Annotated in this window: 14 protein-coding genes; all 14 read left to right on the top strand. The window is 69.4% G+C overall.

The window, feature by feature from the left end:
* Window positions 1-10: 10 nt before the first annotated feature.
* The 14 genes from ACWDNU_RS00860 (at window position 11) to ACWDNU_RS00795 (ending at window position 16201) form a co-directional block, all read left to right on the top strand.
* Entirely contained in the window at window positions 11-769 is a 759-nt protein-coding gene (locus ACWDNU_RS00860) for an SDR family NAD(P)-dependent oxidoreductase (RefSeq protein ID WP_449667162.1), read from the top strand.
* 50 nt (window positions 770-819) lie between these two features.
* Complete coding sequence (locus tag ACWDNU_RS00855; RefSeq protein WP_449667161.1) at window positions 820-2256, top strand: helix-turn-helix domain-containing protein; 1437 nt, start codon at window positions 820-822, stop codon at window positions 2254-2256.
* Window positions 2257-2344: 88 nt separating this feature from the next.
* A complete protein-coding gene (locus ACWDNU_RS00850) occupies window positions 2345-3760 on the top strand; it encodes an MmgE/PrpD family protein (RefSeq protein ID WP_449667160.1) in 1416 nt (471 codons plus the stop codon).
* Window positions 3757-5115, top strand: a complete 1359-nt coding sequence (locus tag ACWDNU_RS00845; RefSeq protein ID WP_449667159.1) for an aldehyde dehydrogenase — start codon at window positions 3757-3759, stop codon at window positions 5113-5115. The genes ACWDNU_RS00850 and ACWDNU_RS00845 overlap by 4 nt, the downstream gene beginning before the upstream one ends.
* Window positions 5116-5222: 107 nt before the next feature.
* Window positions 5223-5429 carry a hypothetical protein gene (locus tag ACWDNU_RS00840; protein WP_449667210.1) on the top strand — a complete coding sequence of 69 codons (207 nt, stop codon included), beginning with the start codon at window positions 5223-5225 and terminating at the stop codon, window positions 5427-5429.
* Window positions 5430-5505: 76 nt separating this feature from the next.
* Window positions 5506-6822, top strand: coding sequence for an MFS transporter (locus ACWDNU_RS00835; protein ID WP_449667158.1), 1317 nt, complete (start codon window positions 5506-5508; stop codon window positions 6820-6822).
* A 35-nt stretch (window positions 6823-6857) separates the two neighbouring features.
* Window positions 6858-7124, top strand: a complete 267-nt coding sequence (locus tag ACWDNU_RS00830; RefSeq protein WP_370937482.1) for a hypothetical protein — start codon at window positions 6858-6860, stop codon at window positions 7122-7124.
* Window positions 7125-7367: 243 nt separating this feature from the next.
* Entirely contained in the window at window positions 7368-7577 is a 210-nt protein-coding gene (locus ACWDNU_RS00825) for a hypothetical protein (protein WP_354742013.1), read from the top strand.
* 14 nt (window positions 7578-7591) lie between these two features.
* Window positions 7592-9622, top strand: coding sequence for a hydantoinase/oxoprolinase family protein (locus ACWDNU_RS00820; RefSeq protein WP_449667157.1), 2031 nt, complete (start codon window positions 7592-7594; stop codon window positions 9620-9622).
* Between the two features lie 5 nt (window positions 9623-9627).
* A complete protein-coding gene (locus ACWDNU_RS00815; RefSeq protein WP_449667156.1) occupies window positions 9628-11589 on the top strand; it encodes a hydantoinase B/oxoprolinase family protein in 1962 nt (653 codons plus the stop codon).
* Entirely contained in the window at window positions 11589-12323 is a 735-nt protein-coding gene (locus tag ACWDNU_RS00810) for a hypothetical protein (RefSeq protein WP_449667155.1), read from the top strand. The genes ACWDNU_RS00815 and ACWDNU_RS00810 overlap by 1 nt, the downstream gene beginning before the upstream one ends.
* A complete protein-coding gene (locus ACWDNU_RS00805; RefSeq protein WP_449667154.1) occupies window positions 12320-13774 on the top strand; it encodes an aldehyde dehydrogenase family protein in 1455 nt (484 codons plus the stop codon). Before ACWDNU_RS00810 ends, ACWDNU_RS00805 begins: the two co-directional genes overlap by 4 nt.
* Window positions 13775-13790: 16 nt before the next feature.
* A complete protein-coding gene (locus ACWDNU_RS00800; RefSeq protein WP_449667153.1) occupies window positions 13791-15398 on the top strand; it encodes a class I adenylate-forming enzyme family protein in 1608 nt (535 codons plus the stop codon).
* On the top strand, window positions 15395-16201 hold the full coding sequence (locus tag ACWDNU_RS00795; RefSeq protein ID WP_449667152.1) for an SDR family NAD(P)-dependent oxidoreductase: 807 nt from the start codon (window positions 15395-15397) through the stop codon (window positions 16199-16201). Before ACWDNU_RS00800 ends, ACWDNU_RS00795 begins: the two co-directional genes overlap by 4 nt.
* The last annotated feature ends 1 nt before the right edge of the window (window position 16202 follow it).

Genomic DNA, 16202 nt, shown 5'->3' with positions numbered 1-16202 from the left:
CGGACTTTCGATGAGTGCAATCGCAGGACGCTCCATCATTGTCACCGGCGGAGCCAGCGGAATCGGCGAGACGGCCGCGCGGCTCTTCGCCGAGAACGACGCGCTGGTGACGATCGCGGACATCAGCACCGAAGCCGGTCAAGCGCTGGCGGAGGAACTGTCGGGCAAGGGCTACGAGGTCCAGTTCGTCACCACCGATGTCACCGACGAGGCGCAGGTGACGGCGATGGTGGAAGCGGCGGAATCCGCGTACGGCAGGTTGGACGGCGCGTTCAACAACGCGGGTGTGCCGAACAACGGCAAGAAGCTGGCCGATCTCACCCGCGAGGAGTTCGACCGGGTCTTCGCGATCAACGTGACCGGGCCGTTCCTCTGCATGAAGCACGAGGTGCCGGCGATGCTGCGCACGGGCGGCGGGTCGATCGTCAACACCGCGTCGGTCGGGTCGTTCATCTACATTCCGCTGGCCGCGGAATACACCGCGTCCAAGCACGCGCTGATGGGCCTGACGAAAGCGGCGGCGGCCGAATACGGCGAGCACGGCATCCGCGTCAACGCCATCGGCCCCTCCACCGCGCGCACGCCGATGTACCTGGAGTACCTGAAGCTCAATCCGGAGTACGAGAAGACCGTCGCTGCCACGCACGCGCTGCGGCGCGGCAGCGAGCCGGTCGAACAGGCCCAGGCGGCGATGTGGCTGCTGTCGGACGCGGCGTCGTTCGTCACCGGCGTGACGGTCCCGGTCGACGGCGGCTACACCTTGTACTGAACGGTGCCGCTTCATTGACCACCGGATGGCCACATGAAATATTATGTTCCATGAGTGCGCTGCTGACCCGTGCCGCGGGTCCGGTGCTCGACCGGGTGCAGACGGAGCTGCGGGGCGGTTCGGTCGCGGTGCTGCTGGCCGACCAACGGGCCCAGGTGGTGGACATCCGCTACGGCGAGCGCGCTTTCGGCCGGGAAGTCGGCTCCCTCGGCGTCTTGCCGGGCGTGCGGCTGGGGGAGGACGACGTCGGCGTGAACGCGATCGGCACGCCGCTGGAAACCCGCCGGAGCCTGCTGCTGCGCGGTACCGAGCACGCGCTGCCCGCGTTCCACGGGTTCACCTGCTTCGGCCACCCGATCGTCCACCCCGGAACCCGGCGGATCGCCGGGGTGCTCGACTTCGCGGTCCCGGCGAGCCACGACGAGCGGCTAGCTCCGGCGTTGGTGCGCCATCTGGTGGCGGAGATCGAGAGCAGACTGCGGACGGGCACAGCGGAGGCGCAGCAGCGGCTGCTCGCCGCGTTCCAATCCGCTGCCCGGCGACGCGATCGGCAGGTGCTGGTCGTCGGGCACGGCCTGGTGCTGGCCACGCAGTCCGCGCTCGACCTCTTGGCGCCGGCCGACCACGCCGCGGTCCAAGCCTGTGTCGAGACCGGCGACGGGAACGCTCTGGTCACGTTGGCCTCCGGCCAGGCAGTGCGGCTTTCCTGGGTGCCGGTGGATGGCACCGAGGGGACTATGGTCGACCTCGTTGCCGAGACACAGCCGGGCCCGCGCGCCGCGGTGCCGGTGCGATGGCCGTTGCTGGTGGCGGGGGAGCCGGGCACGGGCAAGACGACCGTCGCGCGGGAGGCCGCCGGGGACGATGCGGCGGTGCTGGACGGGGTCGAAACGGTTCGGATCGGCGAGGCGGAATGGGCCGAGCGGGCCAGCCGCCTGCTGGACGGTGCCGGACCGGCTGCCATCGTCGAAAACGTCCAACTGTTGTCGGGGCCGCTGGCGGCGTTGGTCGCGGCGCGGATCCGGACCTCGAGACGGAACCTGGTGCTGACCTCGACCCCTGGGGAACACCATTCGTCGATCGCGGCGCGGTGCGGCGAGCGTCGGGACTTGGCCCCGCTGCGCCTTCGCCGCCACGAGATCCCGCGGCTGGCGCAGCGAATGCTGACCGAGGAGTGCACCGCCCGGTTCACGCCGGAGTCCTTGCGGGTGCTGGCGGCTCAGCCGTGGCCGGGGAATCTGGCTGAACTGCGCCGGGTCGTCCGCGCCGCGGCGGAGCTGCGTTCGGCGGGCGACGTCGTCCCGGCCGACCTTCCGCCTTCGCACCGGGGCGCATCGGTGCTCGCGTCGCCGTTCGACCAGGCCGAGCGCGAGGTGATCGTCGCGGCGATCGCGGCCGCGGGCGGCAACAAACTCGAAGCGGCCCGTGCGCTGGGGATCAGCCGCTCGACGCTGTACAACCGGCTGAAAGCCTTGCGCATCCGCTGATTCCGGCGGTCTTCCGGCGGCTTGACGGGTCTTCCGTCAAGATATTATATATTTAATGCGGCCAATCTGGCATCAACGAGGAGCAGGCATGGCGACGATCATCGAGGAGCTCGCGGGATTCGCCGCGGGCGCGGACGCCCGGGAGTTCCCCGACGAGGTGATCCGCGAATCCCAACGGATCCTGCTCGACTCGCTGGGCTGCGCGGTGGCGTCCCTCGGCGACGAAGGCGCGCAGCGGGGCGTCGACTACGCGCGATACCTCGGTGGCACCGAGGGGACAGCGTTGATCCTCGGCACCGGCACGAAAACTTCGGTTCCCGCCGCCGCGTTTGCCAACGCCGAACTGATCAACGCACTCGACCAGGACGCGGTTCTGCCGCCCGGACACGTCACGCCATACGTGCTGCCCGGCGCGCTGGCCACCGCGGAGTCGTTGCGGACGTCCGGCACGAAGCTGCTCGAGGCGATCGCGGTGGCCCACGAGATGTCGTACCGGATCGGGAAGGCGACCGACTATCTGCGCGACATCAAGGACGGCGTCGTCACCATCCCGGACGTCATCGGCTACAGCAGCACGCTTTTCGGCGCCGCGGCCGCGGTCGGCGTCGTGAAGGGCCTCGACGGCGAAACTCTGGGCGACGCGCTCGGCATCATGGGCTCCACCGCGCCGACCAACACTCAGCGCGCGTGGATGATGCACGCTCCGTCGACGACGATCAAGTACCAACTCGCCGGCGGAATGGCGCTGTACGCGGTCACCGCCGCGAACCTCGCCGAACGCGGCCACACCGGCGACCGGCAGATGCTCGACGACCGCGAGTACGGCTTCCCGCGCTTCATCGGCACCTCCCGCTGGGAACCGGCGCCGATCACGGCCGGACTGGGCACGGAATGGACGTTCACGCCGTTCCAGTCCTTCAAGCCCTACCCGCATTGCCGGGTGATGCACGCACTGTTCGACGCGCTCACCGAGATCGTCGAAACGCACGACATCCGGCCGGACGAGATCGACGCGATCACCGCGTACGGCGAGAGCTTCGTCATGCAGCCGGTGTGGGTGAACGAAACCATCCGCAACCCGCGCGACGCCCAGTTCAGCATGACGCACGGCCTCGCCCTCGCCGCGCACCGGATTCCGCCCGGCAAGGACTGGCAGACCCCGGAAGCGGTGCTGGACCCGTCGGTGCTCGATCTGACGAAGAAAGCCGAGTTCAAGGCGCACCCGGACTACACGGAGGCGCTCAAGAACAACCCGGCCGCTCGCCGTTCGCTGGTCGAGGTCCAGGCGCGCGGCACCACCTATCGCGGCGAGCGCGCCTACCCGAAGGGCAGCCCGTCGCCCGACCCGGCCACGTATCTGACTGACGACGAACTCGTCGCGAAGTTCCGGCACAACGTAGAGGGCGTCGTGGCGGACCCGGACGCGATCGTCCAGGCGGTTTTCGATCTGCAGAATGTCGAGGACGTTTCGGTGCTGCTGAACCAGGTCGGAGGTGCGGCATGATCGACGTCGTCAACCCGGCCACCGAGGAAGTGATCGGGTCCATTGTGGACAGCGATGCGACGACCGTCGATGCCGCTGTGTCCGCCGCCAGCGCAGCTCTCGGCCCCTGGTCGGCGCTGTCGCCCGTCACCCGTGCTGGTTACCTGCGTGTGCTGGCGGACGAGTTCGAGAAGCGGTCCGACGAGATCTCGGAACTGGTCACGCGGCAGAACGGGACTCCGATCAGCATCACCCGCGCGATGCAGAGCCAGGTGCCGGTCTGCTATCGGTATTTCGCTTCGCTGGCGGAAAAACTCTCGGTCGAGGAACACGTCACGACAGCGAGCGGCGACGCGATCGTGCTGCGCGAACCGGTCGGCGTGGTCGCGGCCATCACCCCGTGGAACGGCCCGCAGCCGCTCATCGCGTGGAAGCTGGGCCCGGCGTTGGCGGCTGGTTGCACCGCAGTGATCAAACCGGCACCGGAGACGTCGCTGGACGCGTTCGTCTTCGCGGAAATCGTCGCCGCGGCGGGAATTCCGGAAGGCGTAGTGAACATCGTGACGGGCGGACGCGAGACTGGCGCTGTCCTGGTCGCGCACCCTGGCGTGCACAAGGTGGCATTCACCGGTTCGACCGTGGCGGGCAAGGCGATCGCCGCTGAGTGCGCGAAGCAGCTGAAGCACGTCACACTGGAACTGGGCGGCAAATCGGCGGGCATCCTGCTCGACGACGTCGATCTCGACGCATTCCGGCCGCTGGTGCTGTCCGCCTGCTCGCCGAACACCGGGCAGACCTGCCGGGCGCTGACCCGGGTGCTGGCTCCGGAATCGCGCTACGACGAGGTCGTGGACCTGCTCGCGGCCACGATGACCGGAATCCCGCAAGGAGATCCGCTCGACCCGACGGTGTTCTTCGGCCCGCTCGTGAACGCGACGCAGCGGGAACGAGTGGAGTCCTACATCGAACTCGGCAAGGCAGAAGGCGCCGAGATGGTGATCGGCGGCGGCCGCCCGTTCGGGCGCGGGTACTACGTCGCGCCGACGATCTTCCGCGGCGTCACCAACGACATGCGCATCGCCCGCGAGGAGATCTTCGGCCCGGTGCTCACCGTGATGCCGTACCGGACAGTGGACGAAGCCGTCGCCATCGCGAACGACTCGGAGTACGGCCTCGGCGGCGGAGTGTTCTCGCCGGACCGTGACCGGGCGACGGAGGTGGCCCGCCGGATCGTGACCGGGAGCGTCGGGGTGAACACCTCGACGTTGCCGATCGAGACGCCGTTCGGCGGGGTGAAGAACAGCGGGATCGGCCGGGAACTCGGGCCGCAAAGCGTGGACGCGTACCTGGAGTACAAGACGATTTTCCGGGCGTAGCCTAAGTGCGCACGGCAACGGCAGCCCTGCTCGGTACTCGCGACCGAGCAGGGCTGCCCAGTGTTTGCCCGGGTCCCCGCACCATCGGCGACTGAGCGAGTCCGGCGATCTTCCGCGGTGCCGCCGACGACATGCGGATCGCCCGCAGGGAGATCTTCGGCCCGGTCGTCGTCGCGATTCCCGCGTCGTCTCGAGACTCCCGCCGGCCATGCGGCCGCCCGCCCGGACTCTTCAACGCGCTCTGCCCGGGCCCGAGACCCACCCGTCAGCGCGCCGCTTTCCCCGCCGCCGAACCAGGATCCGGTTCCTTGTGATCAAGGATTGAATATTTTATATTTCACTGCCCGTCGAACACTGTCGGGTGAACACCGGCTCCGGGATGAGGACGACATGAGCGTACAAGGACGTATCGCACCGGCTGAGGCGGCGACGAAACGCCGCGGGAAAGTGCTGGCGGCCGCCATCGCGGCGCAGTCTCTGGAGTACTACGACTTCTTGATCTACGGAACCGCGGCCTCGCTGGTCTTCAACCACGCGTTCTTCCCGTCGACGAGTGCGGTGGCCGGGGTGCTGGCCGCGTTCGCGACCTTCGCGGTCGGGTTCGCGGGCCGCCCGGTGGGCGCGGCTGTCTTCGGGCACATCGGCGACCGGTTCGGGCGCAAACCCGCGCTCGTGGCGTCGACGCTGTCCATGGCGGTGGCGACCACGCTGGTCGGGCTGCTGCCGACGTTCTCCTCGGTCGGCGCGCTGGCTCCGGTGCTGCTGGTGATCCTGCGCGTCGCGCAGGGAATCGCGGTCGGCGGGGTGTGGGGCGGGTCGACCCTGCTCGCGGTCGAGCACGCTCCGCCGAACCGCCGGGGGCTGCACGGCTCGCTGCCGCAACTCGGCATCTTCGCCGGGATGGTGCTCGGCACCCTGGTCTTCGTCGTGCTGTCCGGTGCGCTCACCGCGGACCAGTTCGCCGCGTGGGGCTGGCGGATTCCGTTCCTGCTCGGGATCGTGATGATCCCGGTCGTGTTCTACATCCACCGCTACCTCGAAGACTCTCCGGATTTCCGCGCGGTGGAGGAGAAACTCGCCGCGGCGCCGAAGCGCTCGTCGGTCGTGCAGGTGCTGCGCCGGCCGAAGAATCTGCTGCTGGTCGTGTTCATCTTCCTGCCCGCGACGATCATGTTCTACGCGACCGTGACCGGCCTGCTGGACTACGGCGTGCGGGAGCTGAAGATCGCCAAGGGCACCATGCTCACCGCGGTGATGTTCTCGATGATCGCGACCGGGGTGAGCACGGTGCTGTGCGGGCGGCTGTCGGACACCGTCGGCAGGCGTCCGGTGTACGCCGGCGGCGTGGTGCTCGCGGGAATCTGGGGCTTCGCCCTCTTCCCGCTGGCCGACACCCGGAACTTCTGGGCGATCCTGCTGGCGATCGTGGTCGGGCAGATCTCGGTCGGCGCGATGTTCGGCCCCGGCGTCACGATGTTCGCCGAGATGTTCCCGCCGTCCGTGCGGTTCTCCGGCGCGTCGATGGGGTACCAGCTGGCCAACATCATCGGCGGGGGACTGGCCCCGTTCGTGATGGCGGCGCTGATCGCCGCGACGCACACGACGCTGTCCGTGTCGGTCTACATCCTCGTGGCCTGCCTGATCAGCCTGGTCCCGCTGGCGCTGCTGGGCCGCCGGGCCTTGACGCCGGCCGCGGTCGAAGGATAATATAAAATATTATTTCGACGACGAGGAGGTGCGCGATGGCGCCTCGAACCGATTCCGAGCTGAGCTGCCGGGCACGGGCCCTCCTCCGCGTCGTGGCGGCCGGGCGGGCCGAGATCACCTGCAGCAGCGAGCCGGACATGTTCGTCGACGGCGTGGCGTGCTGCGACCAGTACACCGCGCACGCGCTCGCCCACCGGGGCTTGATCGTCCAAACCGGACCGGCGGGGCTCGGGAAGCGCGTTCGCGCACGCCTCACTCCGGCCGGCGCGGCAGTCCTGGGCGCTATCGGCGAGGCGGCCTGAACGAGAACGACGGGCGGTGCGACGGCCGAGGAGGCTGCCGCACCGCCCGTAACCATGTTCCTGCCAGGGAATCCGCGGGCCAGTCCGTCCACAACGGATCGACCTTCGGGCGAGGCGTGCTTCGTTTTGCGGACTCGGCCGTGCGGTGAGCGGCTGTTGCCCCGGTCTCCTCCGGCCTACCGTTCGGTGTGCGGTGGCGCACCAGCGCCGGCCGAATCGAGCCAACAGTGGAGTTGCGCCGAAATGAGCCAGGAACCGAACCCGCCGTCCCTCGAGCGGGAACCAGTCGAGGGAGTCTGCCCGCGCTGCGGCGCCGCCGAACTGTTCCGCTACCCGGTCAATTCCGAGGGCGGCTGGTTCGACGTCGTGAAATGCCGGTCGTGCCTGTTTTCGGTCAGCCGGGACCCCGGTCCGCGGCTCGGACCGGTCCAGCTGCTCTCCGATCTCCTGTAGCGAAAGGATCAATGATGATCGCAGTCGACGTGGGCGGCACCTTCACCGACGTGGTCGCCTTGCAGGACGGGGAGATCCGCACCGCGAAGGTCTCCACCGACTACACCGACGTGACCCGCCCGGTGCTCGAGGGCGCCGCGCTGCTCGGCGTCGCGGGCGCACCGGTGTTCAACCACGCCAGCACCCACGGGCTGAACGCGGTGATCACCCGCACTGTGCCGAAGATCGGGTTTCTCGCCACCGAGGGGCATCGCGACATCCTCGACATGGGCCGGGTCTGGCGGCCCGCGGAGGCCATTCTGGACCCGGGCTGGCGGCGAAGCTTCGGCGACGCCGCACGGCCGCTGGTGCCGAGGTATCTGCGCCGGGGGATCCGGGAACGGCTCACCGCTTCCGGCGATGTCCTGTTCGAATTGGACGAAGCCCAGGCGCGGGCCGAACTCGAAGTGCTGCGCAAATGCGGGGTCGCGGGCGTGGCGATCTGCCTGATCAACGCCTACGTGAACCCGGCGCACGAGCTCCGGCTGCGCGAGCTGGTCCGCGAGGTCCTCGGCGACGTGCCGTGCTCGCTGTCCAGCGAGGTCTCCCCGCTGGCCAAAGAATACGCACGGGCCTCGACGACGATGGTCGACGCGCTGATGAAGCTGATCTACGCCGACTACACCGCGCGGCTGGAGAAGGGCCTGGCCGAACTCGGCTTCACCGGGCAGCTGAACTTCGCCGACTGCGCCGCGACGCTCGTGCCGTCGCATCGGGCGATGGAGCAGCCGTTCCGCATCGTGTTCTCCGGCCCCGCTGCGGGCACGGTCGCCAGCGCCCACTTCGGTTCGCTGATCGGGGAGTCGCAGCTGCTGTGCGCGGACGTCGGCGGCACGTCGTGCGACATCAGCGTCGTCACCGGCGGCGAACCGTTCGTGGACACGACCTTCGAACTGGAGCACGACCTCGTCGTCAACGCACTGGCGAACGACGTCAGCGCGATCGGTGCCGGGGGCGGAAGCCTGGTGACGATCGGCGCCACCGGCGAGATCCAGGTCGGCCCCGGCAGCGCCGGTTCGACGCCCGGCCCGGCCTGCTACGGCCGCGGCGGCACGCAGCCGACCACAACGGACACTTGCCTGCTGATCGGGATCATCGACCCGGGCACGTTCGCCGGCGGCGAGCTGGCGCTGGATCCGGCTCTGGCCCGCCAGGCGTTCGAGAACCTCGAATCGGACTTCACGCTCGCCCAGCGCGTCCGGTACGCGTACGAGATGGCGGTGCACAACATCGCCGAGGGCGTGTTCAACGTGGCGATCAAAAACGGCGTCGACCCGCGCGACTACAGTCTGATCGCGTACGGCGCGGCCGGTCCGATGCTGCTGCCCGCGGCGATGGACGCGGTGCACTGCAAGCAGGTCGTCGTGCCGCCGAACCCGGGTTTGTTCTCCGCGCTTGGCCTGCTCTCGGCCGACCAGGTGTTCACCGTGAACCGCAGCGCCTACACCGTGCTCACGCCGGACGTCGCGGAGCGGATCGACACGCTGTTCACCGAGATGGAGGCGCAGCTTCGCGAGCGCCTGAGCGCGGACGCCGCGGTGACTTTCGAGCGCAGTTACGACGGGCATCTGGTCGGGCAGAGCTGGGACACGCCGTTCGTGCCCGTCCCGGACGGAACGATCGACGAGCCGGCGGTCGCGGCGATGATCGCGTCCTTCCACGACACCTACCAGGAACGTTCGGGCAACCGCTTCGAGATGGTCCCGGTCGAGGGCGTCACCTTCCGGGTCCGCGCGGTGCTGGACACCCCGAAGGTCGAGTATCCCGAGCTGCCCGCGCGCGCCGCGGACGAGCCGCTCACTCCGGTTCGGACGACGACCCTGCGGTACCTGGGCGAAGACGCCGAAGGCCAGGAAGCGGCGGTGTACGAACGCACCGCGCTCCGGGCGGGCGACGAGTTCGACGGCCCGGCGATCGTCCACGAAGGACTGTCCACCACTCACGTCGGGGCGGGCCAGCATCTGGTCGTCGGCCGCTACGGCGAACTCGTCATCCGGAAGAAGTGAGCGCCATGACCACCATCGAGGAGCCCGCCGGACGCATCCGCGATCTCACCGACGAGCAGTTCCGGACGGCCTATCACGCCGACCGGTTCACCGGGTCGGTGATCGTGAACCGGTTGAAGTACGCCGTCGGGCACATGAGCACGGCGTTCCTGCGGGAAGCTTTCTCGCCGATCATCCGCGACTGGTACGACTTCGCGTGCACGATCAGCGGACCGCCCGCGCAGGACTACCGGATGGCCGTGGTCAGCAACAGCCTGACGCCGTTCCTCGGCACGATGCCCGACGCGACCCGCAACGCGGTCGAGGAGTTCGGTCCGGAGAACCTGTCCCCGGGCGACGTGCTGATCTGCAACGACCCGTACCGCGGCGGCCGCCACGTGAACGACGTCCTGTTCACCCGGCCGGTGTTCGTGGCCGGCGAGATCGTCTCGTTCGTGACGATGTGCGCGCACCAGCTGGACATGGGCGGCACGGTGCCCGGCGGGTTCTCCGCGACCAAGACGAACGTCTACGAGAACGGCCTCGTGCTGCCGCCGATGCTGCTGTGGGCGAAGGACCAGCCGGTGCGGTCCACGTTCAGCCTGATCTTCGACAACACCCGCTGGGGCGGTCTGCTGCTGCCGGACTTCCAGAGCATGCACCAGCAGCTGCAGCTCGGCGAGCGGCTGGTGCGGGAGAACATCGAGCGCTACGGCCTCGACGCGTTCCTCGGCTCCCTCGCCTACGCGTGCGACACGTCCGCCGAGCAGATGCGCGAAGCGATCGCCCGGATCCCGGACGGGGACTACTCCGGGAGCGCGCTGATCGACGCCGACGGGCTCGACGACACCGTCGACTACCGGGTGCGGGTGACGCTGCGCAAACGCGGGCACGACATCGAGGCCGATCTCTCCGGCACCTCGGCGCAAGCCCGGACCTGCATCAACTGCGGCGTCCTCGACGCGAAAACCGCGCTGGGCGTGGCGTTGACGATGCTGCTCGACCCGGCGATCCCGTTCACCTCCGGGACTTGGCGCAACGTCGACCTCGTCGCGCCGCCGGGAACGCTGCTGAGCGCGCTGCCGCCGGAGGGCGCACCGATGATGTTCTGGGAGCCGTCCGGCGCGCTGATCTCCGCGATCTTCGAAGCGCTGAACCCGGTGCTGGGCGAACGCGCGGTCGGCGGGGACTACGGCTCCACCAACACGCACAACGCGAGCGGAGTGCGGGACGACGGCACGCCCTGGACGAGCGCGACGCAATGCGGCGGCGAGCACGGCCCGTGGGGTGCCACCAAAGAGGGCGACGGCGACAGCTACACCGTGCTGTACAACCTCAACAACCTCGATCCGGCGACGGAGACGATCGAGCACGACTCGCCGGTGGTGATGCTGCGCAAGGAACACGCGATCGACACCGGCGGGCCGGGCAAGCACCGCGGCGGCGCGGCGAACCTCAAGGACACGCTCTGGCTGACTGCCGCCGCCCAGCATCTGTCGCCGTTCCGGACCAAAGAGCCCAGCGGCGTCGGCGCCGACGGCGGGAAGCCGGGCCCGACCGGGGCGATGTGGATTTTCCCGCCGGGAGAAGGGACTTCCGGACCGGACGGACTGCTGGGCGTCTCGAGCGACGTCTACGCGCGGAGCACGCCCGTCGCCGGGGTGCTGGATCCCGAAACCAAAGCACTCGACCCGGAGAAGGGCGTCTACCACTACTTCGCGAGCCAGAAGGCGTGGCTGACCGAGGCAGGTTCGGTCCTGCGCTGCCTGACGAACGGCGGCGGGGGATGGGGCTCGCCGTTCGAGCGCGAACCGGCCAAGGTGCTCGCCGATGTGCGCGACGAGTACGTCAGTGTCGAAGGGGCGGCCCGGGATTACGGGGTGGTCGTCGTCGGCGACCCGCACTACGACCCGGAGGGTCTGCGGGTCGACGAAGAAGCAACAACCCGGCTGCGTTCCGGCCGGTCGAACGAACGAGGAGTGAGCTGATGGTTTCCGCCAAGGTCCCGGTTTTCGGGGATCGGAACCTGTTTTTCGCGTGGAGCACCTACACCACGGACTACGGCACCTACGCGAAGTGGTACGACGACGAGCACATCCCGCAGGTGATGGACGCGCCAGGGATGGCCGGGGCGCAGCGGTTCCTCGTCGCGGACACCAAACCGCTGCCCGGCGTGCGCTCGCTGGACTTCGGCCACCTCGCACTGTACGAAATGGACGGAAGCCCGCAGGGGTTCCGGGACGAGGTCAAGCGGAAGCTGATCTCCGGGGACATGGTGCTGCCGGATTACATGGTGCAGCCGTTCCAGGCGCTGTTCGCCAAGCCGGTCAGCGAACCGTTCCACACCGAGCGGTTCGCCGAGGCGGAGAACCTGGACGACCGGCATCTGTTCTTCGCGTGGAGCCGCCATACCGGCGACGACGCGACGTTCGGGAAGTGGTACGACGAGGAGCACATTCCGCAGATCATGTCCGCGCCGGGAATGCTTCGGGCGCAACGGTTCGAGGTGTCGGACGTCAAGCCGCTGCCCGGCGTCAGCCCGGTCGACGAAGGGCACCTGGCGATCTACGAAACCGCTGGCGACCTCGAAGGCTTCCGCACGGAAGTCAAGCGGCAGCTGATGTCCGGGGAGATGGTGCTGCCGGACTTCATGATCCCGCCGTTCGCGACCATGTTCCTCAAGCCCGCCAGCCCGTTCTTCCGGTCGGATCACGGGGCATGATGCGCGAGATCGCCGGTGTCCCGGTGCCTCGCCTCGACTCGGTCTACGTGGCGGGGGAGTGGGTGCCTGCTACCGGACCGGCGTACGAGATCGTTTCGCCGTCGACCGAGGAAACCGTCGCCGAAGTTGTGCTGCCGTCCGTAATGGAAGCGGACGCGGCCCTCACGGCGGCGACGGACTCCAAGTGGGGTCGGCTGCCGGTCGAGCAGCGAGCCGAGATCTGTGCGAGGTTCTGCGCGTCGCTGGAGGCCCGGTTCCCGGACCTGGGCACGGTCTGGGCCGCGGAAGCGGGCATGCCGGTGCGCTACAGCGCGACGCTGCACAAATACGGCGCAGCGGGGGCGTGGAACTCCGCGCTGGCGAGTGCGGCGGACGCCCTGCGCGACGACCACCGCAGCTCCTTGCTCGGCGACGTCGTGGTGCGCCGCGAACCGGCAGGGGTCGTCGTCGCGATCCTGGCCTACAACGGCCCGGTGGTCACGATGGCCACGAAGGTCGTGCCCGCCTTGCTCGCGGGCTGCCCGGTGGTGGTGAAGGCCGCACCCGAATCGCAGCTGGTCATGCGGTTGGTGGCCGAATCCGCCGCGGCAGCGGGTTTCCCGGCCGGTGCGCTGAGCATCCTGTGCAGCGACGTCGAGGTGGCCCGGCAGCTGACCGCGGACCCGCGCGCCGACCTGGTCTCGCTGACCGGAGGCCGGGTCGCCGCGCAGGAGATCATCGAGGCGACGCGAGGACGGTTCGCCCGCACGCACCTCGAACTCGGCGGAAAGTCCCCGGCCCTGATCCTCGACGACGCGCCGCTCGACCGGGTGCTGAAGTCGCTGGTGCCCGGGGCGACGGGCGGTGCCGGGCAGGTGTGCGCCGCGTTGTCCCGGGTGCTGATCTCGCGGCGGCGCCACGACGAACTCGTCGACCGGCTCCGCACCGCCTGGCAAGGACTGCGGATCGGCGATCCGTTCGACCGGGAGACGGCGATCGGGCCGCTGGTGAACCCGGCGGCGTTGCGGCGGACCGAGGGCTTTGTGGACCGTGCGCGCGCTGCCGGGGGCGAAGTCGTCACGGGAGGACGGCGGCCGGAGGGGTTCCCCGCCGGGTACTACTACGAGCCGACGCTGATCACCGGCGTCGCCCGGGACGCCGATCTGGCGCAGAATGAGGTGTTCGGGCCGGTCACCGTCGTGCAGACCTACGACGATCTGGCCGACGGGCTGCGGCTGGCCAACGACACGAGCTTCGGCCTCGCCGCGAGCGTCTACACCGCTGACCGTGCTCTCGCCGCGGAAGCCGCTTCCGCCATCGCCGCGGGCTCGGTCGCGATCAATACGTTCGGGCCCGCCGTGAGCGCTCCGTTCGGCGGGGTGAAGGGCTCGGGCTGGGGCCGCGAGTCCGGGCCCGAGGGCATCCAGGAGTTCACCGAACTGAAGCAAATCGTCTTCGGACCGGGCGTGTGAGACAGGAGGGCAGGTCATGACGTTCACCAGACTGCTCGACGCGGTGGCCGACCAGCTCCCGCCGCCCGGCCACGACGGCATCGCGGTCAGCTTCGACGGTCGCGAACGGCTCACCTACGCGCAGCTGCGGGACAAATCGCTGCGCTACGCGACTGCGCTGCGGGAACTCGGCCTGAACAAGGGCGACCGGCTCGGCCTCATGCTCTTCAACGACGCCGAGTACCTGCCGCTGTGCTTCGCCGCGATGCACCTCGGCGTGGTCGCGGTCCGGCTCAACTTCCGGCTCGCGCCGGCCGAGCTGAAGTTCATCCTCGCCGACTCCGGCTGCAAGGCGGTGATCGTGCACAGCAGTCTGCTGGACCGGGTCGAGCCGGTGCGCGCGGAAACCGGCGTCGAGACCTTCGTGGTCCGGCCGGACACCGCTGATCCGGCGCCGGACTGGGCGCTTCCGTTCGACGTCCTGCTCGGCCGCGAACCGCTGGCCGACGTGCCGGAAGTGAGCGACGCGGACCCGATGTCGCTGCTGTACACCTCGGGCACGACCGGCCTGCCCAAAGGCGCGGTGTGGACGCACGCCAACACCGTGAGCACGGCGACCACGCAGGCGCTGCGCTGGCGGTTCTCACCGGAAACCGTCGCGCTGGTGCCGGGCCCGCTCTACCACGCAGGGGCGTTCGAGGCGGTGACCGCGCCGACGTTCCTGATGCACGGCACCGTGGTGTGCCTGCGGTCGGGGAACTTCACCGTCGAGCGGCTGCTGGAGGTGCTCGAAGCCGAGCAGGTGACCGATTGCCTGCTGTTCTCGTTCATGCTGCACGACCTGCTGCGCGTGGACGGGATCGAGGACCGGCTGCCGAAATCGGTCACGCACTTCGTCATCGGCGGGGACACGATGATGCCGTGGGTCGTCGACCAGGTGCGGCGGAGACTGCCGTGGGTGCGGCTGACCCAGGTCTACGGGCTGACCGAGGGCGGCGCGATCGCGACGACGCTGGACGACGGGGACTTCGACGCCCAGCCGAAAAGCGTCGGCCGCCCGGTGCCGCTCACCGAGGTCCGGGTCGCCGGGGACGGGCTCGAACCGGCCGCGCCCGGCGAGGTGGGCGAGATCCTCGTCCGCGGCCCCGCGGTCTGCGCCGGGTACTGGCAGCGGCCGGAGGCGAACCGGGACACCTTCGTGGACGGCTGGTGCCGCACCGGGGACCTCGGCTTCGTCAACGCCGACGGTTTCCTCGTGCTCGCCGGCCGGGCGAAGGACATGATCCGCAGCGGCGGGGAGAACGTGTACCCGGCCGAGATCGAGCGGGTGCTGACGCAGCATCCGGCGGTGCTGGACGCGGCCGTGGTCGCGGTGCCGGACCCGAAGTACCTCGAAGTCGGCTGCGCGGTCGTGGTGCTGGCGGAAGGCATCGCGCTCGACGAAGCGGAGCTTCGGGCCTATTGCCGGGAGAACCTGGCGACGTACAAGGTGCCCCGGTATTTCGCCGCGCAGCCGGAGCTGCCGCGCAACGCGTCGGGGAAGATCCTCAAGTTCACCCTGCGCGAGAAGTACGGAAAGCTTTGCACCCCAACGGATTCCGGCGCGTCCGAGGCGACGCGGCCGGGAGAGGAAGGCGCACGATGAACCATCCGATCCGGCGGCGCAAGCCCGAATTGGCACTGGTGACGGGCGCGGCGGGCGGAGTCGGCTCGGCCACCGCGCGGAGGCTGGCCGAGGACGGCGCGAAGGTCGCGGTCACGGACCTGAACGCCGAACGGCTCAAGGAACTGGCGGACGAACTCGGCGCGGTCGCGCTGCCCGCCGACGGCACCGACCGCGCCGCGATCCACGACGTGGTCGAGCAGGCTGTCGCGAGTCTGGGCGGCCTGGACACGGTGATCGCGACGCAGGGCGCGGCAGTGTCGGGCACCGCGCGGCCCGAGCACGTGGAGGCGTATCAGCGGGCGTTGGACGTGAACCTGCACGGTTCGTTCTACCTTGCCGGGGAAGTGCTGCCGCATCTGGTGGAGCGGCAGGGCTCGCTCGTGTTGTTCGCGTCGACAGCCGGGCTGATCGCCGGTCCGCCCGGGACTGTCGGCTACACCGCGGCCAAGGCGGGGATCATCGGCATCACTCGCTGGCTCGCGCGGGACTACGGACCGAAGGGGGTCCGGGTGAACGCTGTCTGCCCGGGCTGGATCCGGACTCCGCTGGGCGAGGGCGCGATGGCTTACCTGGCGAAGCGCGAGGGCATCACGCTCGACGAGGCGTACGCGCTGACGACGAAGCACGTGCCGCTGCGCCGTGCCGCGGAACCGGAGGAGATCGCGTCGGTGTGCGCGTTCCTCGCCTCGGGTGACGCGTCGATGGTGACCGGCCATGTCCTGGTCGCGGACGGCGGCGGCGCGGCGGTCGATTCGTCCACCTTGGAGTTCGACGCGCCGTGAC

The sequence above is a fragment of the Amycolatopsis sp. NPDC003676 genome, assembly GCF_053587275.1.
The sequence above is the reverse complement of the archived record's forward strand: the minus strand, read 5'-3'. Positions and strand labels throughout refer to the sequence as shown.